The 23926-nt window shown below is 37.2% G+C and carries 25 protein-coding genes, 1 tRNA gene and 1 other RNA gene; 6 read left to right on the top strand and 21 right to left on the bottom strand.

Annotation, left to right across the window (positions count from 1 at the left end; translation table 11 throughout):
- Positions 1 to 99: 99 nt before the first annotated feature.
- From ERX29_RS07315 to treP, 5 genes are all read right to left on the bottom strand, one after another.
- On the bottom strand, positions 100 to 1341 hold the full coding sequence (locus ERX29_RS07315) for an aminoacyltransferase (RefSeq protein WP_133444051.1): 1242 nt from the start codon (positions 1339 to 1341) through the stop codon (positions 100 to 102).
- A gap of 169 nt (positions 1342 to 1510) precedes the next feature.
- An RNA gene (ffs, locus tag ERX29_RS07310) (signal recognition particle sRNA large type) lies at positions 1511 to 1776 on the bottom strand.
- A 65-nt stretch (positions 1777 to 1841) separates the two neighbouring features.
- Positions 1842 to 2573: a trehalose operon repressor gene (gene treR, locus ERX29_RS07305; protein ID WP_133444050.1), complete on the bottom strand. Its 732-nt coding sequence runs from the start codon at positions 2571 to 2573 to the stop codon at positions 1842 to 1844.
- Positions 2574 to 2642: 69 nt separating this feature from the next.
- Positions 2643 to 4280, bottom strand: a complete 1638-nt coding sequence (treC, locus tag ERX29_RS07300; RefSeq protein ID WP_133444049.1) for an alpha,alpha-phosphotrehalase — start codon at positions 4278 to 4280, stop codon at positions 2643 to 2645.
- Between the two features lie 62 nt (positions 4281 to 4342).
- Entirely contained in the window at positions 4343 to 5800 is a 1458-nt protein-coding gene (gene treP / locus ERX29_RS07295) for a PTS system trehalose-specific EIIBC component (protein ID WP_133444048.1), read from the bottom strand.
- Positions 5801 to 5965: 165 nt separating this feature from the next.
- Here treP and ERX29_RS07290 point away from each other — a divergent pair, with 165 nt between their 5' ends.
- Entirely contained in the window at positions 5966 to 6718 is a 753-nt protein-coding gene (locus ERX29_RS07290) for a serine hydrolase (protein ID WP_165981097.1), read from the top strand.
- Here ERX29_RS07290 and ERX29_RS07285 read toward each other — a convergent pair.
- The 3 genes from ERX29_RS07285 to ERX29_RS07275 all read right to left on the bottom strand — a co-directional run bounded on the left by ERX29_RS07285 (position 6678) and on the right by ERX29_RS07275 (position 8854).
- Positions 6678 to 7583 carry a C40 family peptidase gene (locus tag ERX29_RS07285; RefSeq protein WP_133444046.1) on the bottom strand — a complete coding sequence of 302 codons (906 nt, stop codon included), beginning with the start codon at positions 7581 to 7583 and terminating at the stop codon, positions 6678 to 6680. The two genes, ERX29_RS07290 and ERX29_RS07285, sit on opposite strands and share 41 nt — an antisense overlap.
- Positions 7567 to 8652, bottom strand: coding sequence for a dipeptide epimerase (locus ERX29_RS07280; RefSeq protein WP_133444045.1), 1086 nt, complete (start codon positions 8650 to 8652; stop codon positions 7567 to 7569). The genes ERX29_RS07285 and ERX29_RS07280 overlap by 17 nt, the downstream gene beginning before the upstream one ends.
- A 109-nt stretch (positions 8653 to 8761) precedes the next feature.
- Positions 8762 to 8854, bottom strand: a tRNA-Ser gene (locus ERX29_RS07275).
- A 115-nt stretch (positions 8855 to 8969) separates the two neighbouring features.
- Here ERX29_RS07275 and ERX29_RS07270 point away from each other — a divergent pair.
- The gene (locus ERX29_RS07270; RefSeq protein ID WP_133444044.1) at positions 8970 to 9668 is read left to right on the top strand and encodes a hypothetical protein; all 699 of its coding nucleotides are present in this window, start codon (positions 8970 to 8972) and stop codon (positions 9666 to 9668) included.
- A 51-nt stretch (positions 9669 to 9719) separates the two neighbouring features.
- Here the strand turns inward: ERX29_RS07270 and ERX29_RS07265 are convergent, their stop codons facing one another.
- A complete protein-coding gene (locus ERX29_RS07265) occupies positions 9720 to 9908 on the bottom strand; it encodes a hypothetical protein (RefSeq protein WP_133444043.1) in 189 nt (62 codons plus the stop codon).
- A gap of 181 nt (positions 9909 to 10089) precedes the next feature.
- Between ERX29_RS07265 and ERX29_RS07260 the strand changes: the two genes are divergently transcribed.
- The gene (locus tag ERX29_RS07260; protein ID WP_133444042.1) at positions 10090 to 11220 is read left to right on the top strand and encodes an NADH-dependent flavin oxidoreductase; all 1131 of its coding nucleotides are present in this window, start codon (positions 10090 to 10092) and stop codon (positions 11218 to 11220) included.
- 188 nt (positions 11221 to 11408) lie between these two features.
- Here ERX29_RS07260 and ERX29_RS07255 read toward each other — a convergent pair whose 3' ends face one another.
- The 11 genes from ERX29_RS07255 to ERX29_RS07205 all read right to left on the bottom strand — a co-directional run bounded on the left by ERX29_RS07255 (position 11409) and on the right by ERX29_RS07205 (position 19626).
- Positions 11409 to 12626, bottom strand: coding sequence for a hypothetical protein (locus ERX29_RS07255; RefSeq protein WP_133444041.1), 1218 nt, complete (start codon positions 12624 to 12626; stop codon positions 11409 to 11411).
- A complete protein-coding gene (locus ERX29_RS07250; RefSeq protein WP_165981096.1) occupies positions 12619 to 13056 on the bottom strand; it encodes a Panacea domain-containing protein in 438 nt (145 codons plus the stop codon). Before ERX29_RS07250 ends, ERX29_RS07255 begins: the two co-directional genes overlap by 8 nt.
- 394 nt (positions 13057 to 13450) lie before the next feature.
- Positions 13451 to 13822, bottom strand: coding sequence for a hypothetical protein (locus tag ERX29_RS07245; RefSeq protein ID WP_133444039.1), 372 nt, complete (start codon positions 13820 to 13822; stop codon positions 13451 to 13453).
- Positions 13809 to 14351, bottom strand: coding sequence for a hypothetical protein (locus tag ERX29_RS07240; RefSeq protein ID WP_133444038.1), 543 nt, complete (start codon positions 14349 to 14351; stop codon positions 13809 to 13811). Before ERX29_RS07240 ends, ERX29_RS07245 begins: the two co-directional genes overlap by 14 nt.
- 41 nt (positions 14352 to 14392) lie before the next feature.
- Positions 14393 to 15091 (bottom strand): hypothetical protein, encoded by a 699-nt coding sequence (locus ERX29_RS07235; protein ID WP_133444037.1) that lies wholly within the window; start codon positions 15089 to 15091, stop codon positions 14393 to 14395.
- A gap of 2 nt (positions 15092 to 15093) precedes the next feature.
- Positions 15094 to 15651, bottom strand: a complete 558-nt coding sequence (locus ERX29_RS07230; RefSeq protein ID WP_133444036.1) for a terminase small subunit — start codon at positions 15649 to 15651, stop codon at positions 15094 to 15096.
- Positions 15652 to 15972: 321 nt separating this feature from the next.
- The gene (locus tag ERX29_RS07225) at positions 15973 to 18279 is read right to left on the bottom strand and encodes a VapE domain-containing protein (protein ID WP_133444035.1); all 2307 of its coding nucleotides are present in this window, start codon (positions 18277 to 18279) and stop codon (positions 15973 to 15975) included.
- A gap of 25 nt (positions 18280 to 18304) precedes the next feature.
- The gene (locus tag ERX29_RS07220) at positions 18305 to 18496 is read right to left on the bottom strand and encodes a hypothetical protein (RefSeq protein WP_133444034.1); all 192 of its coding nucleotides are present in this window, start codon (positions 18494 to 18496) and stop codon (positions 18305 to 18307) included.
- Positions 18497 to 18654: 158 nt separating this feature from the next.
- The gene (locus ERX29_RS07215; RefSeq protein ID WP_133444033.1) at positions 18655 to 18945 is read right to left on the bottom strand and encodes a hypothetical protein; all 291 of its coding nucleotides are present in this window, start codon (positions 18943 to 18945) and stop codon (positions 18655 to 18657) included.
- A gap of 13 nt (positions 18946 to 18958) precedes the next feature.
- Entirely contained in the window at positions 18959 to 19234 is a 276-nt protein-coding gene (locus ERX29_RS07210) for a helix-turn-helix domain-containing protein (protein ID WP_133444032.1), read from the bottom strand.
- Between the two features lie 161 nt (positions 19235 to 19395).
- Positions 19396 to 19626 (bottom strand): hypothetical protein, encoded by a 231-nt coding sequence (locus tag ERX29_RS07205; protein ID WP_133444031.1) that lies wholly within the window; start codon positions 19624 to 19626, stop codon positions 19396 to 19398.
- A 193-nt stretch (positions 19627 to 19819) separates the two neighbouring features.
- Between ERX29_RS07205 and ERX29_RS07200 the strand changes: the two genes are divergently transcribed.
- From ERX29_RS07200 to ERX29_RS07190, 3 genes are read left to right on the top strand one after another with little or no spacing between them, the layout of a single operon-like run.
- Positions 19820 to 20329, top strand: coding sequence for a helix-turn-helix domain-containing protein (locus tag ERX29_RS07200; protein WP_165981095.1), 510 nt, complete (start codon positions 19820 to 19822; stop codon positions 20327 to 20329).
- A 3-nt stretch (positions 20330 to 20332) separates the two neighbouring features.
- Entirely contained in the window at positions 20333 to 21568 is a 1236-nt protein-coding gene (locus tag ERX29_RS07195; RefSeq protein ID WP_133444029.1) for a tyrosine-type recombinase/integrase, read from the top strand.
- Between the two features lie 2 nt (positions 21569 to 21570).
- Complete coding sequence (locus ERX29_RS07190) at positions 21571 to 22251, top strand: hypothetical protein (protein ID WP_133444028.1); 681 nt, start codon at positions 21571 to 21573, stop codon at positions 22249 to 22251.
- A 120-nt stretch (positions 22252 to 22371) separates the two neighbouring features.
- On the opposite strand, the gene guaA is transcribed toward ERX29_RS07190, so the two are convergent.
- Positions 22372 to 23913, bottom strand: coding sequence for a glutamine-hydrolyzing GMP synthase (gene guaA, locus ERX29_RS07185; RefSeq protein WP_133444027.1), 1542 nt, complete (start codon positions 23911 to 23913; stop codon positions 22372 to 22374).
- Positions 23914 to 23926 lie beyond the last annotated feature (13 nt).

Below are 23926 nucleotides of genomic sequence, written 5' to 3'. Positions count from 1 at the left end.
CCCTCCATAAGTTTTAGTCTCTCTATTATACCATTAGACAGAACCGCTTCATAACAAAAAAAGAGAAAGACCAGATCGGTCAATCTCTAATGACAGCTATTATTTTTTCTTAACTTTTTTATATAATGCGTAAGCTACAGGATTCAAAGGCTTGATAAAATCGCCGATTTGCTCATCAATATACGCATTAAACCCTTTCTTGAACTTAGCTACACCAAGGTCCTGAGAAGTTTCTGAGAAGTCACCAGTCACTCCGTAGAAATTATAGCGCTTAAGTCCTAACTGATTCGCAAATTTAATCATTTCCCACTGCATGTGGTAAGCACCCATAAACTGATTGTATGCAGGATTTGAACCGCTTGATAAGTAATACAGCTCGTGATTGTTGAATACATAAATCGCGCTCGCAAGCTCAAGAACATCTCCATCAGTTGCTTTCAACGCTTCTATATCGCGTGCTTTCTTCTCAAGCTGAATGGCTGCTTTCTCAAGTTCCGCCGTCTTATTTTTCAGCTTCCTGAAGTCAGGTTTCTCTGCTAGCTCTGCAGCTGACTTCTCGTAATCAGCGCGTTTAGACGCGAGCTGTTCGTTCAGAAGAGCCAAATAATCATTTAAGTCAATATAAGCCATAACAACGCGTGCATTGTCACCGTAAATCTTCTTCATGCGCTTGAACGTAGCGAGATCGAATAAGGAGAAGCCGTGCTTATCTTCAGCCATCTTATACAGTCTGAAGAACTTATCCATCTCCTCTTCATCCAGATCACGCAGCTGCACGCCCATCTCAATCGTCTTATTGATATTCCGGCGTGTCTTGTATTCCATTTCCTTTAACAGCTGAGCATCTGTTTTATCCGTTAAATCAAGCACAGATAAAAACCGCGCCTGAGAGTCATTGGAGTAACCGATGTTGTACCCTTGGTGAACATAGCCTGCATGTTCCATGTTTGCGATGATGTCATCCATTTCAAACGACTCAGTGACATTACCGTCCCCATCAAGAAGGTGGCGTGTAATATAAGGATCGACTAAAACAAATAACCCTTTACGCTGCTTCAAGTAGTCAGTAAGATTTCTATAGAAAAAGTCTGTTAATTCTTTATCATGGTGGTCAAAAACAGGCCCCTTATGCGTGTAGAAATAGTTGAAGAATTTAAAGCTCGGTGCCCCGTTCAACAGACAAGCTGCCAGCACCTTCTCCCCTTCTTTCACGCCCACTAAATGTACATCAAGTCCTAAAGCCTTACGTCCCTCGTAATGTACTCTAGACTGTGTATAATGACTGAATTCATCATTAACAAATGATTCAAATTCATCAATCGTCAAATTACAAAACTTCATTAAAAACTCTCCCGTTCTGTGAGTAATTCTCTACCGCTATCTACTATACCACTTTCACACAACAAATATGTACTAATACTATTTTTTCAGATTATAGATTTTCAAATAAAAAACAGACCTGAATTTCAGGCCTGTCATATATGGCATTTCGTTATTTATCATATAAATACCGTGCACCTCTGCTTCGTTTAACATCCACAAGCGGAACCTCAATCGACAGCTCAAAGACGGCTGCCCCAGCCACATACAAGTGACCACTTAATGCTGCTTCCTTCCGGACCTGACATGATTCATGGGCTTATATTGACTCGGACCGTCTTCTCAACACCACGTGTTAAGGTCAGGCCTCACAATATGTTACTCTCGGCAGAGGGATTCGGTCTTGCCTAAGCGGCTTGCAAGTACAGGGAACCGCTAACTCCCCACTTAGCACGGCAGAATCTATCATACTATATATAACGAATATTTGGCAAGAAAAATACTCTGCTTTTCTTGTGTTACTATTTCTTGTTCACTGCACGTCTTGAGAAGTCGACAAATTTAAACTCACTCGCTCTATGTTTCGAAATATTATATTGAAATGGCAGTGCATTTGCCAGATGTACAATAGAGCGTACGGTCGCTGCATAAGGCGGCGTTACTTCACCGAAGAGTTCAAGTTCTGTTTCTGTCATAGGTTCAAAGGTAATAGCTTTATTTGAGAAACTGATGATCTGTCCTAGTTTGTTTTCAATATAGGAATAAATCGACTGCTCAGCAATTTCCTTAGTGAGTACAGGCATGAGGTCTACAAGGAAGTAGTCAGTATCGATAATATTGACTTTATCTCCTTTACGTCTCGTTCTCACCACTCTGAACAGTTCTGTCTGTTCTGTGAGGTTCAACGCTGTCATTACTCTAGGATGTTCATAAGCAAATACTTTTTCAAATGATTCAACGCGGGTGATGTAATCCATGTTGAGCGATTCTTTGATCTCTTCGAAGCTGATCAGCTGAGAAACAGGAAAGTTCATCGATTCATTATAGATGACGACTGACCCTTTCCCTTTCAACTTCTGTATAAAACCATTTGTCTGCAGCAGACTAAGTGCTTTTCTCACGGTTTCACGTGACACGCTGTACTGTTTTACAAGCAAATTCTCAGACGGCAGCTGTTCATTCTGTTTATATTCTCCGTTAATGATTTTACCGCTCAGTTCCTGATAAATCATCCGGTACTTGTTTCTATTCATCTTTGTCGTCACCTCTTATTTCCAAATATCGTAACATAAAATGACTGTTTTGGAACAAGGTGTTTGCAATTATTTTCTAATAGCGACTGCCTGATATGGCTGGAGGGCTCTATTGTACGTTTCATAGTTGTTAATAAGCACGTCGCCATCTATTGCTATATCCTCAGGTACATAAATAACTTTGTCGCTGAAGTTAGCAATGACAATCACTGTTTGATCATCCAGCTGTCGTTCGTATGCGAATAATTCAGGATGTTTCTCCAGCAACGGCAGAACTTTTCCATAAGTCATGATATCCAGTTCATGACGCAGTTCGATTAAACGCTGATACGTGTAAAAGATGGAATTTTTATCTGCAAGCGCCTGTCTCACATTGACAGTCTGATAGTTCTTAGCTGTTTCAATCCACGGTGTACCTGTCGTAAAGCCGGCATTCTCAGAATCATCCCATTGCACAGGAGACCGTGAATTATCACGTGACTTATGCTGTAAAATGCGCAACGCCTGTTCTTCCGAAATACCTCGCTCTTTCATAATCTGATAAGCATTCAATGATTCTATATCACGGTACTGCTTCATATCCTCAAAATACAAATTGGTCATTCCAATTTCCTCACCTTGGTAAATGTAAGGAGTTCCCTGCAGAAAATGCAGCGCAATCGCCAGCATTTTTGCACTTTTCACACGATTCTCTTCTGTAGCATCATTGCCAAAGCGTGAAACGACACGCGGTTGATCATGATTGCACCAGAAGATAGCGTTCCAACCGCCTCCTGCTTGAATACCTATCTGCCATTTAAAGAAAATATTCTTCAGTTCAATAAAGTCATAAGGCATCTCCGACCACTTCTCGCCGTCTTTATAATCTACTTTAAGATGATGAAAATTAAAGACACTGCTCAGTTCCTGACGCTCAGGTTTTGTATAGGCGATGCAATGTTCAAGTGTTGTTGAGCTCATCTCACCGACAGTCATGAACCCATCCCTGTCACCGAATGTATTTCGATTAAGTTCATGCAGGAAGTCATGCACACGTGGCCCGTCTGTATAGAACTCTTTACCGATTGCTTCAGAATTTTTGTATTCACCTTTAGAAATCAAGTTGATGACATCAAAGCGGAAACCATCCATGCCGAAATCAATCCAGTAATTGATCATATCGTAGATTTCCCGGCGAAGCTTGTCATTCTCCCAGTTCAGATCAGCCTGCGTCACATCGAAGAGACGAAGATAATACTGACCTGTTACTTCATCTTTCTGCCAGGCATTGCCGCCGAACTTCGACCCCCAGTTCGTCGGCGGGTTATCACCGATACCATCTTTCCAGATGTAGTAATCACGATATGGATTATCCTTAGATTGACGAGATTCTACAAACCAGTGATGGTCTGTAGACGTATGATTAATGACGATATCCGACATAATCTTAAGACCGCGCGCATGGGCTTCATCCAGCAGACGCTTGAAATCTTCTTTTGTCCCGAAATCCGGATTAATCTCGTAGTAATCACTGATGTCATAACCATTGTCATTCATCGGAGAACGATAGACCGGCGTTAACCATAGATAATCGACTCCGAGCGTCTTTAAATAATCAAGTTTCTCGATAATCCCGTTAATATCACCTTGTCCATTACCTGTTGTATCGTTAAATGATTTTGGATAAATTTGATACACCACTGATTTCTTCCAGTCTGAAACAGCCACTTTAAAAACTCCTAACGTTTTGAGATATTCTCAATTTATAACAATTAACTTGTATTTACAAGTTAATCCACAACACGTTCAGTTACGACTTCGTCACCTTTTTCCTTGGCGAACTTAGAGAAGAGAAGAGTTAATACAATCGGTAACACAATAGCAATAATCATACCAATTAAGAATGTCATACGAAAACCTTCGTTGATTGAGATGATACCTGGCACTCCGCCAACGCCAACTCTACCTAATAATTGCTGTGATCCAAAGATGGCTCCGACAATCCCTGTCGTGATAACTGCTGCGATAAATGGATATTTCAGTGGAATATTGACCCCGAACATCGCAGGTTCTGTAACACCAAGCCACCCAGAAATACCGGATGTTAAGGCCAAGCCTTCTTCTTTGACCATCTTACGGCGTTTATATAACCACCATGCGGCAAATGCTGCAGAACCTTGAGCAATATTAGAAATTGCTAAGATTGGCCATAAATACGTACCGCCTAATTTTGAATTCATCAGTTGGAAATCTACCGCTAAGAACATATGATGTAAACCTGTTACTACAAGTGGTGCGTAGATGATACCGTAAATTAATCCACCTAACCAGCCTGCTTTAGTAAAGATAAACTGTATTACATCTGTAATCTGAGTTCCTAACCATAAAGCAACTGGACCTATAATAACAAATGCAAGGAATCCTACTAGTAATAAAGAAATAGGTCCAACAACTAACATTTTGATTGAATCATGAACTCGTTTATTTAAGAAACGTTCCACTTTTGCCAGCAACCAGGCTGCAATAAGTACGGGAAGAACTTGTCCTTGATAATTTAACTTTTCAATATGGAGACCAAAAACATTCCACTCCGGAATTTTTGTCAATTCACCAGTTTCAGCGTTACCTAAGCTGTATTGTGACGCAAGACCCGGATGACACATAATGAGACCAAGAACTAGACCTAGAATCGGACTACCTCCAAATACTCTCATAGCCGACCAACCGATTAAAGCTGGCAGGAAAATAAACGGTGCTGCTGCGATATAATTGATAATTTCAGCTAAGTCTTTCAATTGAGGATACATTTCAACTAATGATTTATCTCCAAATAAACCGCCTGCTGTTAAAACATTGTTAAGCCCAAGCAGTAAACCTGCTGTAACGATGGCTGGTAATAATGGAATGAAGACGTCACCTAGTGTTTTGATAGCACGCTGCAATGGATTCATATTCTGTGCTGCTGCTGTTTTGACTTCTTCTTTGGAGCTCTCTCCGATGCCTGTTTCTTCTGTGAATACTTTGTAAGCTTCGTCTACTGTACCAGGTCCGATAACAATCTGAAACTGGTTGTTCGCTGCAAATGATCCTTTAACAAGATCGATTTTATCCAGCTCTTCTTTGTTGACTTTACTCTCATCATTTAACGCTAAACGTAGACGTGTAACACAGTGCGTTGCTGCATTGACATTCTCTTTACCGCCTATTGCATCAATGATACGTCTGACATCATCTCTATTAACTGCCATTCTGTCATCTCCTTAAATTTGATTATCTTTATTGTAATCTGTCTATACAAGTATGTAAAGGTTTTCTGAAAAGGTTTACAAAACTAAAATATACTGTTTAAATGTTAGTCACACTTGGATTACTTATTTATACTTATCAGTAAAGAACATGGAGGGATGAAGGGTATGCATTTATTTTTTGAAGAGAATAAAACCAAAGCAGTGATATTAGCAGATGATAACAAAGTTCTATACAGCGATTATCAAGCTGATATGCAGTTTCCTTCAGCAAGTCTGATTAAGTTACCTATTATGTTATATATTTATACTTTTCTATATGACGAGCTGGATAGATCGCTACAACTGGATACACGTATTGAAGGGTGCGGTCCTTCTCCTTATCTGTCAGTTAATGAATATTGTATTCGCGACCTTGTGACATTGATGATTATTTCGTCCGATAATACAGCAACCAATACTTTAATAAAATATATCGGTATGAATCAATTGAATCATTATTTCATGGAAAATAACTGGTCTTATACTGTTCTGAATAGAAAGATGATGGATACAGAACGACGGCTTTCAGGATTTGATAATATGACTTCTGCTAATGATATGATGAGTATATTAAAGATGATTACCGCTCATGAGCATTTTGAAGAAATGTTTAACATTATGAAACATCAGCAGTTGAAGGAAAAAATCCGTCTGTATATTGATGACAGTGCTGTAGAAATAGGAACTAAGTCTGGAGAATTTGATCATGTCAGACATGAAGTCGGCATCATAAGAAGTAACGACAAAGTATTGTTATTTGTCTGTATGACTGATCATCCTGACTCCATTAAAATACACCAGGCCTTTCACTCATTCGGCCTGATGCTGGTTGATATCATCACTGGAAGTCAATCACTCGACTCCCTGCTACGTAAATAGTTTCGTAGTATCCTGAATTAATGGTCATTTCTTCTATAGCTTTTGGTGTATGCGGTGAATGAATCATCATGCCGTCACCAATATAAATACCGATATGGGAAATGGAATCGATGGACTGATTGCTCGAAAAGTAAACAAGGTCTCCCGGCATCAGCTCATCTTTTTCTACCGGATGTGTCACTGCATACTGCTCGTGTGCATCGCGCGGCAATTTATGACCCATATGACGGTACATCTGATAGACGAAGCCGGAACAATCATAACCGTAACTCGACATGCCTCCCCATAAATACCCAAGATCTATAGACTGTCTCGCGGTATTATACAATTGTTTAAAGTCATGCTGAATGTCCGGCCAGTAGTTCTGCTGAATAACGACGTCTGCTGTACGTAATTTTAGTGGACCATCCGGACTCATGACAGTAACAAATTCTTCTGAATCTGATATTACTGGGAGTGTCGTATTAAAGCTGAGAACGATATGCGGCGCGCTATCTTTATAGGATAACGTCTTTGGCACAATGACACGTGCATAGCGACTGTCCTCATCAATTTTTAATGGATCTGACAATTGACTGCTAGGAATATATCCTGGGTATCCGAGTTCATGCTGTTCAGATGCCTGATGAATGCAGGCAACTTTCGTCCACTCGTCCTGCTCTTCAAGTACTTCTACTTCTTCACCGTACAGAATCTGTGTATCGATACTCAGCTCCTCACTGAATGATAATTTTTCGTCCAGCGATAATCCAAGCAGCCACTGCTGTATATCGGCTGGATGTGTTAATGCTTTTGCGTCAACTTCACGTGTTTTGTCCGGCGCTGACCAGACGGTTCCTACTGCGACATTACATACTTTTCTCATCTTTAAGTTCCTCCCATAACGCCGTATTATTTATTCCAAGTCCATTGTCCCTATTACACGTGACATAGTTCTTCTCGTAATGGATGCCGCCAGATACTGGTTTTTCCTTCAGCATCAGCGGCGCATCGAAATCTACCTGATCTGCATTGATAGCCATCGTCAGATGCAGTGCTGCTGTAACAGAAACATGCGACTCCATCATACTGCCGACCATGCACGGCACAGAAGCAATCTGATGGATTTTCAGAGCTTCATAGAGACCGCCTGTTTTCATAAGCTTAATATTCCATTTATCTGCTGCCCATTGTTCAACGAGCTCTTTAGCATCATAGACACAGAATAAGCTTTCATCCGCCATGATAGGCACTTTCGTGTTTCTCTTTACTTCAGCGAGTCCTTTAATGTCTCGTTTGAATACAGGCTGTTCAATGACTGTTATTCCGATGCCGCGACGTTCAATTTCAAGGCAGAACTTAACAGCATCTTTGACAGACCATCCTTGGTTCGCATCAATGCCGAGCTTAACATCTTCCCCAACTGCTTCTCTAATTGCCTGAATGCGCTCAATATCTTCTTCGACTTTCCCGCCAAGCTTCACTTTAAGATAGTTAAAACCCAGATTTTTGTACTGCAGCGCATCTGCCGTCATCTCTTCTTGTCTGTTCAGACTAACTGTGTAGCTCGTTTCAAACTCCTGATAAGTTCCGCCAAGATATTCGTATAACGGCTGCTGTTGTTCACGAGCCAGCAAATCGTATACCGCCATATCAAGTGCAGCTTTTGCACTTGTATTCCCGATAATTGCTTGCTGAATAACCGGCAGCAGATCTATAGAAATATCCTGTCCAATCAGTCTTTCTTTAATAATATGAATAGCACCACAAATACCCGGTATAGTATCGCCTGTAATCGCATGAGTAGGCACCGCTTCACCAAGTCCGATGGCACCGCTATCTGTATGGATAAAGACATACAAACTTTCCACCGCTTCCACTACTCGGAGCGATGTTTTAAATGTTTTACTGAGTGGGGATGACTTAAGTCTCATATCAATCGCTGTAATTTTCATGTGCCACCTCTAAAAATCTGAATTTTCTTTATATTATAGCAGACATAAAAAAAAGATGCCCTGGAGTGGACATCTGCATATCAAAATATTAGTCTTGGTTTAAAAATAATGGCGGAGGAAGAGGGATTCGAACCCCCGCGGGCCGTTAAGCCCCTGTCGGTTTTCAAGACCGATCCCTTCAGCCGGACTTGGGTATTCCTCCAAATAAGACAATAACAATCATATAATATCTATTAATTGCTGTCAATTAAATTCGTAAAATTTCTATTAGATATTTGTTTATAGGGTAAACACACAGAAAAATGGAGGAAGTAGTTATGCGCTATGAAGTGAAAGTATACGCAGACAGTACAAAAGTACTCGACAATAAAGGCCATATCGATCAGGATATTCTAGCAGCATTCGGCGCTAAGAAGAAAGATGAAGATTTTCTCGTGCAGTTCATCGATCATCAGGAACGACAAAATTATCACAATAAAGTAACGATACGCATCAGAAAATCAGAAGACGATGAGTTTCTGGAGATTCAGTATAAGAAACGCTATCCTGTCATGGATAACGACATACAACGTGCTATTGAACAGGCAGAAGCAGATGGCATTAACGGTGAGCTGGAGATTGAATATGGCATCAATAAGCAGACATTGAGCGTGACGCATGTCAACGAAGTACCAGTAGATGACCATATTTTGCCCGCACTTGACGAAAGCCATACCCATTTATCGACAGACACGCCCGCTTCATTCTTACCTTATCTGACAAATATGGATACCCCAACGTTAATCGGTCCAGTGGCATTCGAACGTCATAAAGGGAAAATCGACGGCAATAAAATCAAGCTAGAGAAATGGGATATCGATGATCAGAAGATTGTTGAACTTTCTGCCAAAGTCACGACCCAGGAACTTGCCTTCACCTTACAACAGAAAATAATTGAACAGCTAAAAGCGCTCAATGCTTATGAAGCGCGTAAACAACTGAAGACTGAGATTATTTTTTCACAGCATCATTTATAACAAAAAAAGAGCGCTCTGTAAGAGCATCCGTTATCCATCTATGTTGTTGTTCTAGTAAATGTAAGGATGTTTTGGATCTTTTTCTCGTAAGTTGATCATGAACATGACTGCAAAGAAAATCAATCCTAACGCAACCAGTGTTATGCCGCCGAATACTGACGTATTATATACAGCAAAACCTGCGATGATTTCAATCAGTCCAAGAATAAATACAAATAGCTTTTTGTATGTTGAGTTCATTGCTATCACCTTTCTTATCATTCTATAAGACCATCATACAACAAAGTCTTAATATAGTATCAGCAGAAGATTGCACAATTTTGTGACAGGATGGACTTAACAATCAAATGTTTTGCTTTCACTCACTACAATATAATAAGCTTTACGACAGAACTTATTTATCATATAAGGAGACTTACTAATGAACCCTAAATATAAAGATTTGTTTCAGCCTTTAACGTTAAACAATGGTGTAGAACTACGAAATCGTTTCGTGCTGGCACCGTTAACACATATTTCCTCAAATGAAGACGGCACGATTGCAGATCGAGAAATTCCTTATATGGAAAGTCGTTCAAAAGACGTCGGCATGTCTATTACAGCGGCGACTTATGTTACAGAACTTGGACAGGCATTCCCAGGGCAGCCTTCAATTGCACGCGACAGCGACATAGAAGGTCTGAAAAGACTTGCAGCTGTCATGAAAAAGAACGGCGCAAAAGCGATCGTACAGATTCATCATGGCGGTGTGCAGGCATTACCCGAATACACACCAGATGGCGACGTTGCAGGACCTAGTGCCATGGAACTGAAAAGCTTTGGTCAGAAGCATACGCATTCTGCTAGAGAAATAACAGCGGACGAAATCGAAGAAACCATCAAAGCATTCGGCGAAGCAACACGCCGTGCCATTGAAGCAGGATTCGACGGCGTAGAAATTCACGGTGCAAATGGTTATATCATTCACCAGTTTGTCTCTCCTCACTTCAATAAGCGAACTGACCAGTGGAAAGACCCGTTCCTGTTCGCAACGAAAGTAGTAGACGAAGTGGTGAATACAGTGAAACAACATGGTAATGATCACTTCATTATCGGTTACCGCTTCTCGCCGGAAGAAGCTTATAACCCGGGAATTAAAATGGAACTGACAGAGCAGCTGATCAAAAGCCTGATTGAGAAGCCGCTTCATTACCTGCACGCTTCACTCATGCACATTCATGGCGATGTACACGAAGGTAAGTATGCCGGACAGAATCGTATCGAACTACTGCACAAATGGGTCGATGGTCGTGTGCCTTTAATCGGTATCGGTTCAATCTTCACAGCAGATGATGCGATTGAAGCGCTTAATACAGGTGTAGAACTCATAGCAGTCGGCAGAGAACTCCTACTCGATCATGCCTTTGTAGGTAAGATCAAAGAAGGACGACAAGACGAGATTATCTCATACTTCGACTTACACGATCCAAACAAACATGAATTGCCAGAGCCCTTATGGCAGCAGTTCAAAGCAGGGTTCTATCCGCTGCCGTCGAAAGAAGATAGTGAATAATAATTTAAATAATCCTCTAACCTTAAAGGCTAGAGGATTTTTCATTTCTATTCCCACTCAATCCCGAACTACACTAACTGTAATTTCTCACAGTCTCAAAACCTTATGTATCAAGGGGTTTAAGCATTCTATTTCTGATTTACTTCTCACAGTGTCGCTACTTTTATCAAAAGTTGGCTACTTTTTGGCTATCTTCTTATAATCATCAGTACAATTAAGAAAAACAATATACTAATTGAAATATTAATAATTGTGAATGTATACAAATCTTTTCTTGCAACAATAACTATATCTTTAGTAGCAATAGTATCTTTTGGTTTTTCTACCCTTCCGTTAAGTAAATACCTAGTTAACATTATAATTGCTAGAATGATTAAAACACTTAATAAAATAGTAGGTATTGCATCATCACCATTTATTTCATTAAACATAGAAGATAAAGTGATTTTAGGGTCTTTTATGGAATATATTCTTAATAAAGCTCCAATGCACATTATATAAAAAAATAAGATGCCTGAATAGAAAATAGATGGATGCTTTTCGTGAAATTGACAGTCACAATTCTTTTTATCTTCACACTTACAACTTGAAAGAGGAAGATTTGTGAGCTTACTTATTGCATTAAATGAAATAAATACTAGAAATATAATACCCAACATAACCATAGGTAAGAATATCAATAACTTAGTGATCTCAGTATCTTGTAAATTTTTACCTACAGCTGATATTTGATTAAAACCTCCAAATACCGCAAATATAATAGATGTAAAAATACCTAGTATAGCTACAAATTGAGGGTACACACTTTCTATAGATTTTTCTATATCAGACAATTTTTTTATCGAATCTTCAAACTTTTTTACCTTTTTTTGATTCTCATCAATATCACTATTTAACCTAGATATAGCAATAGATTGTTTTTCATACAACCCTTCTTTCTGAGAAATAGCGAGTTTTATATGTTCAATCATCTTATAAACAATAATTATCTTTTCTTTATCTTGCTCAACAAGTTCTTTTTCAATAAAGTTATTATTTTGAAAAGGATCTATATTTTTTGAATCAGAATTCAAACTATATTTATCATTTAAAAACTTTTCGTAATTTGATTGAAGTATTTCGGCATAGGTAGTTTCTCTGATTTCTTTGATTTTTAAATTATTTTCAGACATATCATTTCTGAATATTATTTCTGTCAATATTGAATAGGGAATCAACTGTGGCTGTAAACCCTCACAACTTCTTTGTAATTCTTCAAAATTTATGTCTGAACCATTATACTCAGCTGGATCCTTCACATAACTCTCATATGAATCTCTAATGACTTGAGAAATATTAGTAATATTAGTATCTACATCAATATTCCATTCTTTCTTTATATCTTTTAATGTGTATTTGTTATCCATTAAAAGCCTCTACTAAGTCATCAAATGTATATTGAGGTCTCTCGTTTGTGTGTACGATTGCATTTCTATGTTGATCCCAAAAACGATGCTCATGACTTATTTCCACTAAGATAAAAGGATTGATGTCAATTAAATTCCTAATCACCAATCCGAGTTGTGGGACTTCTAAGATTTCTGAAATCTCTCCTTCGTCTGGTATAGGAGAACTCTTATATTTTTTGTACGTTTCATATATCTCAGGTACTACAGGGCCATATAACCAAGCTTCCATTGGTGATTCTTCGAATATATCCCTAGCAAAATTTATTGATATATTATTTTGAATCATAAATCCCAATGTAAAATACATAATTTTTTGTAACTGCAAATTAGTAATTGGACTATCACTTCTATGAGCTACACTAAGAATATGATTGGCTAACTCTCTCATTATAATATCCCCCTTTCGACAACTGCTCCAAGTGTTCTGAATACAAGCACAAAAATAGACAGTATTCAAACTGCCTTTTGTCATGATTGTGTCTGTATTCGGTATTAATATGACAAAAAGCTTTTGCCATTAACTTTTTTCGGAACGTACGTTCTTCTTTGTTTATTTATTATATACCCTTATTTACTCTTTAAACAATAAATTAACTAAATATCTAAAAATTCAAAATCTTTAAAGTTCACAATTTAGACACATTTATAAACATAAAAAATCCACCCACCATAATGGTGAGCGGTTCAGCACGGTGAAAGTGCTATCCCAAAAACATATCAGAAAATTGTACTTCTAAATTTGATTTGATACTGTATCTAACACAATTATATCAATCATTGCCTTAAATTGCACTATTAGAGTGCTTTAAAATCTTATCGAGTAGCTTATCAAATTTATAGCGTATATTCCGTGGATCTAAATTGAATATTTCAGCTGTACGATTAATACCATAACCACGCAACAAACACAGAAATATATATTGCTCTTTAAGTGTGCCGTACTGATCTACTTTCTCTAATAGAGTATTTAGGTATACTGAATCACCTGTAAGGGATATTTGAGTCATAGCGGTACTCATATCAACTTCTACAGGAGTATTTATATCAAAGAACATATCATCATCCAATTCTAAATCTTTCTCTAGAGTTAATGAATGAGTTTTATGGTATTCCAGGATAAAGTTTCTTAGTTGTGCACGGTTAGACTGTTTCATATACACTCTCACGGCTTAGAGTCAAAGCTCTTTTAATCTTCTCAGCATGTTTATACTTTTCTATTAGGGCTTGTTGTTTAAAAGCCTTATGTCGTTTTAATCGTTCATACTCAGATAGTTGAAATAAATCTTTTTTCACACGCTTCATTAATTCTATATCACCATACCTACCCTCAGTGGCTAAGTACCTTTTTATCTCTTTTTGTTCTTCTAATGTATACCGCTTTAAGCACTGTCTTAATATCTTCATGTTTCGGTCACATCTCTTTTTATATCGTGCCAATGCGTTTTTCTGATCTATAATCCATAAAGCTAAATCAGACACACTACAACCAATAGTAACTATGCCTATGTTTGTTGGTATAGGATGACTTACTGATAAATAATACATCTCATTAATCTGATTAGTTAAATATGAAATTTTCATTCTAATATTGACTGGCGAGAAGTCTCTTAAAAAGATCTCCTCAGCCATTGTCAATTCCTCAATTACATAGTTATAACTTTTATTCAGTCGTATAAGCTTCAATTAACCACCTCATCACTAATTAATAGTTAAACTTAGTATCATTACATGTTACTGATGATTTTAGCTTTTACATTTTCCTCTTCTGATGGACTGATACGATACTCAACATCTTTATACTCATCAATCACTTTATTTAAGGTGTTTTCAACATCTAGCTGTTTAAAATCTGTTCCAGTATGATACCAAAGCACATCATTACTCACTGGGATATTATCTAACACAGTAATATCATTCTCTAATTGCTTATATTCCGGTTTAGCTGTATATGGCTGAGTAACTGTATACTTCAATTCAGTGATTTTCTCTTGTAATCCTGTACTTTCTAAGCCTTTATCGTTCACAGTGGCTACTAATCTATTAAACTCATAAGGTGTGATGTCCTCAGCGTTAACATTCATTAAGAAATCAATCACTTCTGTGTCTCTCATAGCGTTTAGCTTAACCTCAAAGTCTTGACGGTGTAAAGCCTCTTGTTGAGGATCATCATATACTTTCTTTTCACTTTCAAAATTATAGATCAGCTGTTTAAGTTCTTTTTGCTTATCCTCTTTCAAATCTCTCAAATGTGCTGAATATTCATTTTGTGCTGTACTTAGAAGCGGTGTGATGTCCGATAGTACTCTATGTACTCTATAACCTTTAATTAATAAAAGCCCTGCTGTAGCGATTGCATCTTTCACATTATTTACCTTTGTCATATGTTCAGTGTTACTTAATACCTCATAATTAAATTCTGTCATTTTTAAATTTCTCCTTTTTCATTATTATAGTTTTTATTATTTTCATTGCCTGGATCTAATTCATAATCAATATATTCCGGCTCACCATCTCCATAATCAACTGTGATATGAACCTGTGACATATCATCCACAACAGTCTTATCAGTCCATAGTGCATGATATTTACCGACTAATTCACGAGCTTTATTCTGATCAGCCATTTTAGGCTTTACCATTACTTTCTCGACCCTTTCTGTATAAACTAAATTATCTTTACCGGTTGTTTCATTCTTGATAAAGTGAGGCACTTTAATAACATGTGCCTGTTCTTCTTCTAAATTTCCGACTGCTGTCTCAGATAAAATAGTTAATAGCTGTTTAGCTGTTAAAATCGTTTCATCCTCAATTTCAGACCTTAGCCCCTCCATATATTGCTTAACATCAACATTTTTCAACAATCTGTAACCTGTTGTACGTGCTGACGCAGGGGAGTATCCAGCTTTAATGGCCGATTGTGTAGCATTGAAACACCTTAAATACTCATTGGCAAATTTTTTTTGTTTCTCTGATAAATTTGTCATACTTACCGCCTTTCTTTTAATTTTTATTTGTTTTTAGCTATTTGTAGCAAAATGCTTACACAATATTGATTACGCTTCAGCCCAGTCATACCAATGTTTTGAGCCATTTTTTCGATGTAAGCAAAACTTTTCAAACTTTTTTATCCATTCATGTGTATCTTACACGGAGGTATGCCCCCTATATTCCTATTACTCTATATACTTATATCCTATATATAATTGCTTACAATGCTTACAAGTAGGATAGAGCCAACGAGCTGTAGGTTTTTACCGTCAGCAAGTTTGTAAGCATTGTGTTAGCATGTCAGCAAACTAAAGCAATTATCTATTCACCATAAAACCTCGAGTATGTCCGTATTTCTTAGTAAAATCGTATTTTGAAAATCTTATGGAGCTTTTAGGCTCTAGCCATTCGATACTGTTGAGAGCATTATTTATCTTACGTTTTTGTGTGGTATTGGCCATGCCTTTACCGAAAATGATGTTATCCCAAACCATCTCCCAACAGATTCTATCCAGGTACCCATAATCATCTTCTTTTACATCTCCTAAAGTGCCATCTAACTCATGAAGCGGTGTATCAAGATAGGCAATAATCTTATCAGCTAGACCATCATCTTCAGTATGTTGCTTTTGTATGGCTTGTGCCTGTTCTATGATGTCTTTATCACTTGTAGGATCTAACACATTAGAAATACCTAATCTGTATTTATCGACGGCCTCAGCCCAAATCTGATTGACCACCTCATCGGTTAAATCGCTAAACACATTGAATTTACTTTCTTGAGTACCAACCTCAATAGGATAGAAACGTCTTGCACCTGTTGTGTCGTTTAAGAACTCTCGATTGTTAGTAGTACCGAAAAATACACATTGTCTTGGCTTTCTTGTTTGATGCCTTTGATATGGCTCTCGATAAGTATCTACTTGCGAGGACACAAATTGTTTAACATCCTCAACCTCTTTTTTATTCCAACTGGCCAACTCAGAAAATTCAATGATCCATGAACCCTGTAAAGCCATATATCCATCTCGGTCAGAAATTTTAATAATTGAGTCATTGAACCATTCTCTAGCTAATCGCTTAAGGATGTATGATTTACCTACACCCTGTTGGCCGTATAACACTATCATCGTGTCATGTTTGCTTCCAGGCTCATATATTCGCTTAACCGCCCCAATAAAAGACAACTCAGATATTCGTTTAATATAATCTGTATTTGAAGCTCCTAGATAGTCAATAAACAATGTGTTAAGTCTAAGCTCACCATCCCACTCAAGACTTTCTAAATAATCTTCAACAGGATGATAGGTATTTCTATAGAATATTTCATTGAGTAAGTCTCTTATTCTGTTATCCCCCTCGACACCATACACAGTACTGATATAGTTTTTAAGGGCTGAGTCATCACTATCAGTCCAATACACCGAATTGTCACCAGTTAGCCTCCAAAATGGCTTTTTGCCTATCTCTCGAGTACTACTAAACTCATTAAAGCGGAATATATCTTTTAACTTTGAATCGTTGCATATAATCAACTTCATATTACTTCTTGAATTAAGTATTGCACCTGTTTTACTGTGCCTATCTAATCGTTTAATCCATTCTGTATTATCCTCATCCTGTGACTCAGAAATTTCTTCAAATTCATCCTCAGCACGTTTTAAGTGATATGTGCTGTATGTCTTTTTATTTTGAGTTAGATACTGATCACAACATTTCACAATAGAATAATATCCGTATGATGTGTATGTGTCGGGTTGAAGCGGATGCCGTCTAGGTGAGTGCCATTTTTCACGGTCACACAGTGGACTTTCTGACATCATTTCATAAACTAACTGATAATTTAGATCACTATAGAATAGTAAATCATTTATGAGTGAATAATCAGCGTTACTATGTGATTCAAAACCTAGCGACTGATAATCACCTGTATCAAGTAACGTCAATATCCTGTCTTTCTTTTCTTCATTAGAGCCTTTTTTAATACGTCTGATTACTTCTTTAGCATCCATTGAGTCATCTACAGGTATATCTAATAAAGCTTGTAGATTGTTCATAGGCTCTAATTTAGTACCATACTTGTTATACAGCTTGTTGGCCAATTCTTGTTGGTCTGTTACTTCTACACTGCCTAACACATGGCCAGTAACAGTAAAGAATCGAGCCATGCTATATGCCTCTATGTTGTTATCCCTGTTATTAAAACCTGGATGAAATTGGCCGGGGACATCTGCTATAATGTATAAGTGAACACCGTTTCCGGATGGTGATAATTCTGTGTATGTTCTATCTTTCCAATTATCAATAAATTTATGATCACTTAGTTTGTCAGTATCAACGTTATCTAAATCAATACCTATGATTTTTGACTTTCCGTCAAATACAAAGCCAATACCGTCAAAACCACCATTTTCATATAGGGACTTAGCCTTTTCAAAGGATAGCCATGTAGTGCTGTTAGTTGATGAGGCTTTTTTTGTTTTGGTGTAGTAAGGTACTTTTGTATAAGCACCTTTTTTCGTTTTTACTTTCTTCCATAACACCCAATTATCATGAGTTCTCAGCTCACCTGGGACATTATCGAATAAAGGTTTAATTATTTCAGTATCTCTAGTTAATGCCATTCAATATTTTCACCTCTCTCATTAATTAATAATGTGCTTTTGTAGTATCTGTATACATCACTGTAACAACGTGAATTGTATAACCGTTCTCATTGTAGAAATTGACTTTCACATCTCGCACATCACACCATGGCTGTAGCATGAATGTATTAACACGGTTATCAAAGTGAATAAGATGTTCATTTTTTTTACATATAAATGTCTGTATTTGCAACAATGGGAGTTCACCTCTATTCTTTTTGGGTTTTCCCCCTCGGAATAGCTTGAGTAGTTTAACCGCCAAAAATTCCATGTTAGTCATAGCAAATCTCCCTTTTAAAGTTTGTATTGTGTTAAAATAACTATGCTTTAATGTTTATTCATTGAAGCGGTTTTTCAGTCGGTAGTGTGTCGGTGTGGTAGCTGTTCACTATCGACTTTTTTATTATTAGTGATAATTTCTTTAAGACTCTGAACGTCTTTTATGATGTCACTGATAACTATGTTAGTGATATAGGAATCTTGCTTAAATTCATGCATTAAATAAAGGGCTAAACCGTTCTCTTTCACCCACTCAGTTTCTAAGGCTTTATCAATTCCATCTAAATGTGTATAAGACTGTTGTGACACTGCTCTTAGTTTCATCTGTACAGCTTCAATATACTGAATAACATCTTCATTTTTCATTGGTATGACCTCCTCAATAATGTTTTTTGTGTTTGAACTTAAGAAATTCTTCAAATGTCTCAATGTGTACCAGGGTCATAGTTGCTGATACATCCACACATATACGATCTTTAAATTCATCCAATGTATCTGCTTCTTTCAAGAAGCGGTATGCCGTTGCTTTTGAAATATTAAATAACTTCGGTAAGGTTGATACTTTACAATAAATCATCTTAACCGGTGCTACCTGGTCATCACTTAACACTGAATTACTTGGATGTGGCCTTTGCATTTCAACTACATTATTCATTTAATATCCCCCTCTCTTTTCATGTTTCAATAATTCATAACTACAGAACATAAGCATTAAAAAAAATGTTGTGCCATATACAATATGGTGTTCATGACTGAATTGAGTTGCAACTAACACACTAAACACTGAATAGAAAATTGTTTTAATGATCATCATTTTTAAATCACCTCCTTTTGTCTTTGTTCCACAACTTCAAATAATTCACTAACATCTCTTTTTAAGCCTTTACTAATTTTACGGCCCGTAGTTGCTGATACTTCCACAGAATGATTTAAGATGTTATAAAGTAATGTCTTAGATACCTTATGTTTTTCACAAAAAGCATTAGGTGTGTAACCGTTTAAAGCTAGAACCCTTTTCAACTCATTTCTTTTAGCTTTAAGTTTCATACTATACCTCCTTAGAATAATTTAAACTAATCTAATTTAATAATTAGTATAGTTATAACTATACTATAGTGTTGCTAGATTTATATGTCAACATAAATGAACAATAAAAATTATATTTTTAACTATTTTTAGTATAGTTTTTGTTGAATATATATTTAATAGGCAGTATTATGAAGTCTAAAGGAGGATGATTATGAACATTTTTAAGAAACTAAGAAAAGAAAAAGGATTCACTTTAGACAAACTTTCAGAGGTCATGCAATTTTCAAGATCCTATATATCTATGGTAGAAAACAATAGAGCAAACCCCTCTGCCAAATACATTGAAAATTTTTCTGAAATATTGCATTTAAACGATAGTGTTACGGCTCAAATCTATATAGCTTACGGATTAAGTGAAAAATTAGATTTAAACAGTGCCGACAAAGAAAAATTATTAGAACAAGGTTTTATAGAAAAAGATGATACAGACACAAATAGTCAGATTAAAGTACTCAATAAGCCTTATTACAATATTTATTGGTTACTTTCTCAAAATGATAATGATGTAGTTATGTCTAGAAATATAGAATATGATTTCGGCCATATTGAAAGAGAGAGCATAATATTGACCCAGGAAGAGAAAAGAAAGTTATTAACTTATGTTGAAGCAATCCCAATGTTAAGAGACTTTGATGTGATTGAAGAAAATAAGGAGGACTAGGCCATGTATTGCGTACCCTTTATTGATAAACACGGTAAACAAAGATATCGTTTTTATGAAAGCTATAAAGATCCTCTGACTGAAAAGAAGAAATATGTATCCGTGGTTATGAATAAGGATACGAAGCCATCACAGAGGGAAGCACAGAAGCTATTAGATGAGAAAGTTAAGCATAAGATTACGGATAAGACACCTCAATCACTTAAGACACTCACATTTCACAAGGCATGTGATGAATGGTTTGACAACTATAAAACTGTTTCCGGTAGTAAAAAATCAACCATTTCAACCAAGTTCTATAAAATCAAACACATTAAAAGAAACATCAATAAAGACATCTTAGTTAAGAATATGAATACTGAGATAGTCCAGGATCTAATTAATTCAGCAAGTAAAGACAACTTAAGCCATAAAGTCATTAAAGATGCTATGAGTATCATTAGAAACATCATGAAGCATACACAAAAGAAATATAAACTAACTGATATATCATACCTGGATGACGTTGTTATCCCTAAACAAGCCAAAACACGAGACGAAGTTAAAGCAAAGCGTGAAAACTATTTAGAAATGTCAGAGATACAGCTAATCATTGAGAAACTAAACGAGATGGCCACTTTAAAGCGTGCCGGATATATGAAGCTATCTTTTATTATGACGGCTTATATCGTTGAGTTTATGTCCTTAAATGGTATGCGTGTAGGGGAATGCTTGGCCATACAGCCAAATAATATTGACTTTGATAAAAAAACATTAGAAATAGACGGTACAATACATTGGATAGATGATGGTACTGGCCACGGTGTAAAAGATACTACTAAAACCGAAGCATCTTATAGAACAATATCACTCACAACAAGAAGCTGTGATATTTTGCGTAAAGTCATGCTGGAGAACAAGAAAGCTTTACAGTGGGAACGTATGTACAAAGATAGAGGGTTTATATTTACTAATCATTATGGCAATCCTATGGCTCTATCATCCATCAATCGCAATATACAGATGGCTGTAGGCTTAATTAAAGATAAAGATGGTAAACAAATCATTACAAAGCACGTAACAACTCACACGCTAAGACACAGCCATATATCACTACTTAGCCAATTAGGTGTGTCACTTAAAGCAATTATGGAACGTGTTGGCCATACTGATCATAAAACAACATTACAAATATACAGTCATGTTACTGAACAGATGGATAAAGACATGATGAGTAAATTAGAAGCGGTGGGGAGATAATTATGAAGATAGACATTTTTAATAATCATGATGGTATCAATAAACACGCTTTTTTAAATTGGAGATTTACTTTCAAGGATAGACCAAGTTTATTTGATACCATGAGTGAAGCATATTATGAATCCACCAATATTCTAGTAAATGAGTGCATTAATGATAATTCTGATAAAAAGGCAGATAGCCTCATATTTCCAATATTATTTTCATTAAATCATTATATAGAGTTGCGTTTAAAATCAATAATTGCATACTTTTATTTACTCGAATCTGATAATGATCACATTAGTAATATTAAAAATAATCCATTTAGCTCACACAATATTAGTGAATTAATGAGTATTGTTGTGAAGTTATTAAATCATACAAATTTATATAAAATTGAAAAAGATTTAAAAAGATTTAAACAAACAAATTCCTATATCAGCCAATTAAATGAGTACCAAATTTTTAAGATAAGTCCTCACATGGATTTTTCAAGGTATCCAATGAACAAAAGTGAAAAAACATATTTCTACGCTGAAACTTATGAAAATGTTACCATCTCACTCACTAATTTAAAAGAGATTTTTTCCCTGGTAGCCGATGAGCTGAACGGACTATATTATCAGCTGGAATATATACATGAACTGAAAAAGGAATCAGATGCAATTGAACTTGAGATAATGAATCAATATCAAGAATAAATGCTATAAAATAGTTAGACTTTCTCACACTACGCTACTTTTTGGCTACTTTTTTAATAGCCTAACACACAAAAAGACCTTACAACCGCCGTGGCTGTAAGGTCTATTAAATTCATTATTCTATTCCCACTCTATCGTACTAGGTGGCTTACTCGTAATATCATACACTACGCGGTTAACGTGATTCACTTCGTTGACGATTCGGCTTGAGACTTTCTGCAGCACTTCCCAGTCGATTCGTGCGAAGTCACTGGTCATGCCATCGATACTTGTGACGGCACGGACACCGACTGTATAATCGTATGTTCTGTAGTCGCCCATAACGCCAACTGAACGGATGTCTGGGAGGACGGTGAAGTATTGCCAGATGTCGCGTTCTAAGCCTTCCTGCGCAATGACTTCTCTGAGTATTGCATCTGATTCACGCACGATTTCCAGCTTCTCTTCTGTGATTTCGCCGAGTACTCTGATGCCAAGACCTGGGCCTGGGAATGGCTGTCGCCATACGAGGTGTTCTGGAATGCCGAGTTCGATTCCGAGCGCACGTACTTCATCTTTGAAGAGCGTGTTGATCGGTTCAATCAGTTTGAACTGCATGTCTTCCGGTAATCCACCGACGTTATGGTGTGATTTAATGGTCTGTGCAGTTTTTGTACCTGATTCGATGATATCTGTGTATAACGTCCCTTGTGCCAGGAATTCGACACCTTGTAATTTTGACGCTTCATCATCGAAGACATAGATGAATTCGTTACCAATAATTTTACGTTTTTTCTCCGGGTCTGATACGCCGGCAAGTTTAGTCATGAAGCGGTCTTTCGCGTCGACACGGATGATATTGATATTGAAGCCTTCCGCAAAGTGTTTCATGACCATGTCGCCTTCGCCTTTACGCAGTAACCCATGATCCACGAAGATACATGTCAGCTGATCACCGATTGCTTTGTGCAGAAGAACCGCTACGACTGATGAATCAACTCCGCCACTCATGGCACATAATACTTTCTTGTCGCCGACCTGCTCACGGATTTTCTCCACTTCGATATCGATGAAGTTCTCCATCGTCCATTCACCTGTACAGTGACAGATTTTACGGATGAAGTTACGAAGAAGATCGTTCCCGTATTCAGAGTGACGGACTTCCGGATGGAACTGTACGCCATATAACTGACGTTCTGCGTTCTCAACCGCTGCATATTTACAGCTTGGTGAGTTCGCGATCATACGGAAACCTTCCGGGATATTGATGACTTTATCGCTATGGCTCATCCATACGGTCTGTTCTTCAGGCAGCATATGGAAGAGTGAATGTGTTTCTGCTGTAATAATCGCTTTACCGTATTCACGTTCGTTCGCACGTTCTACAGAGCCGCCGAGTAATTTTGTCATCAGCTGCATGCCGTAGCAGATACCGAGTACGGGCACACCTAAGTTGAAGATTTCAGGGTCTACTGTGAATGAACCTTCTTCGTACACTGAGTTCGGTCCACCTGACAGAATGATTCCTTTTGGATTCATCTTCTTGATGTCTTCGATTGAGATTTCGTGGTCGTGTAGCTCACTGTAGACACCCATTTCACGAATACGTCTCGTGATTAGCTGGTTGTACTGGCTGCCGAAATCGAGTACCAGGATTAACTCCTGTTCAAATGCCATTTCCATTTGTTTATCTCCT

This window comes from Macrococcus lamae (genome assembly GCF_004359545.1).
GTDB classification, from domain to species: Bacteria; Bacillota; Bacilli; order Staphylococcales; family Staphylococcaceae; genus Macrococcus; species Macrococcus lamae.
This window is presented reverse-complemented; position numbering and strand designations above follow the sequence as displayed.

What these genes read in the sequence shown, in the direction of transcription:
- ERX29_RS07315 (WP_133444051.1), bottom strand. Translation starts at nt 1,341, where the DNA reads ATGAAGTTTTGTAATTTGACGATTGATGAATTTGAATCATTTGTTAAT.
- treR (WP_133444050.1), bottom strand. Translation starts at nt 2,573, where the DNA reads ATGAATAGAAACAAGTACCGGATGATTTATCAGGAACTGAGCGGTAAA.
- treP (WP_133444048.1), bottom strand. Translation starts at nt 5,800, where the DNA reads ATGGCAGTTAATAGAGATGATGTCAGACGTATCATTGATGCAATAGGC.
- ERX29_RS07290 (WP_165981097.1), top strand. Translation starts at nt 5,966, where the DNA reads ATGCATTTATTTTTTGAAGAGAATAAAACCAAAGCAGTGATATTAGCA.
- ERX29_RS07285 (WP_133444046.1), bottom strand. Translation starts at nt 7,583, where the DNA reads ATGAGAAAAGTATGTAATGTCGCAGTAGGAACCGTCTGGTCAGCGCCG.
- ERX29_RS07280 (WP_133444045.1), bottom strand. Translation starts at nt 8,652, where the DNA reads ATGAAAATTACAGCGATTGATATGAGACTTAAGTCATCCCCACTCAGT.
- ERX29_RS07270 (WP_133444044.1), top strand. Translation starts at nt 8,970, where the DNA reads ATGCGCTATGAAGTGAAAGTATACGCAGACAGTACAAAAGTACTCGAC.
- ERX29_RS07265 (WP_133444043.1), bottom strand. Translation starts at nt 9,908, where the DNA reads ATGAACTCAACATACAAAAAGCTATTTGTATTTATTCTTGGACTGATT.
- ERX29_RS07260 (WP_133444042.1), top strand. Translation starts at nt 10,090, where the DNA reads ATGAACCCTAAATATAAAGATTTGTTTCAGCCTTTAACGTTAAACAAT.
- ERX29_RS07255 (WP_133444041.1), bottom strand. Translation starts at nt 12,626, where the DNA reads ATGGATAACAAATACACATTAAAAGATATAAAGAAAGAATGGAATATT.
- ERX29_RS07250 (WP_165981096.1), bottom strand. Translation starts at nt 13,056, where the DNA reads ATGAGAGAGTTAGCCAATCATATTCTTAGTGTAGCTCATAGAAGTGAT.
- ERX29_RS07245 (WP_133444039.1), bottom strand. Translation starts at nt 13,822, where the DNA reads ATGAAACAGTCTAACCGTGCACAACTAAGAAACTTTATCCTGGAATAC.
- ERX29_RS07235 (WP_133444037.1), bottom strand. Translation starts at nt 15,091, where the DNA reads ATGACAGAATTTAATTATGAGGTATTAAGTAACACTGAACATATGACA.
- ERX29_RS07230 (WP_133444036.1), bottom strand. Translation starts at nt 15,651, where the DNA reads ATGACAAATTTATCAGAGAAACAAAAAAAATTTGCCAATGAGTATTTA.
- ERX29_RS07225 (WP_133444035.1), bottom strand. Translation starts at nt 18,279, where the DNA reads ATGGCATTAACTAGAGATACTGAAATAATTAAACCTTTATTCGATAAT.
- ERX29_RS07215 (WP_133444033.1), bottom strand. Translation starts at nt 18,945, where the DNA reads ATGAAAAATGAAGATGTTATTCAGTATATTGAAGCTGTACAGATGAAA.
- ERX29_RS07210 (WP_133444032.1), bottom strand. Translation starts at nt 19,234, where the DNA reads ATGAATAATGTAGTTGAAATGCAAAGGCCACATCCAAGTAATTCAGTG.
- ERX29_RS07205 (WP_133444031.1), bottom strand. Translation starts at nt 19,626, where the DNA reads ATGAAACTTAAAGCTAAAAGAAATGAGTTGAAAAGGGTTCTAGCTTTA.
- ERX29_RS07200 (WP_165981095.1), top strand. Translation starts at nt 19,820, where the DNA reads ATGAACATTTTTAAGAAACTAAGAAAAGAAAAAGGATTCACTTTAGAC.
- ERX29_RS07195 (WP_133444029.1), top strand. Translation starts at nt 20,333, where the DNA reads ATGTATTGCGTACCCTTTATTGATAAACACGGTAAACAAAGATATCGT.
- ERX29_RS07190 (WP_133444028.1), top strand. Translation starts at nt 21,571, where the DNA reads ATGAAGATAGACATTTTTAATAATCATGATGGTATCAATAAACACGCT.
- guaA (WP_133444027.1), bottom strand. Translation starts at nt 23,913, where the DNA reads ATGGAAATGGCATTTGAACAGGAGTTAATCCTGGTACTCGATTTCGGC.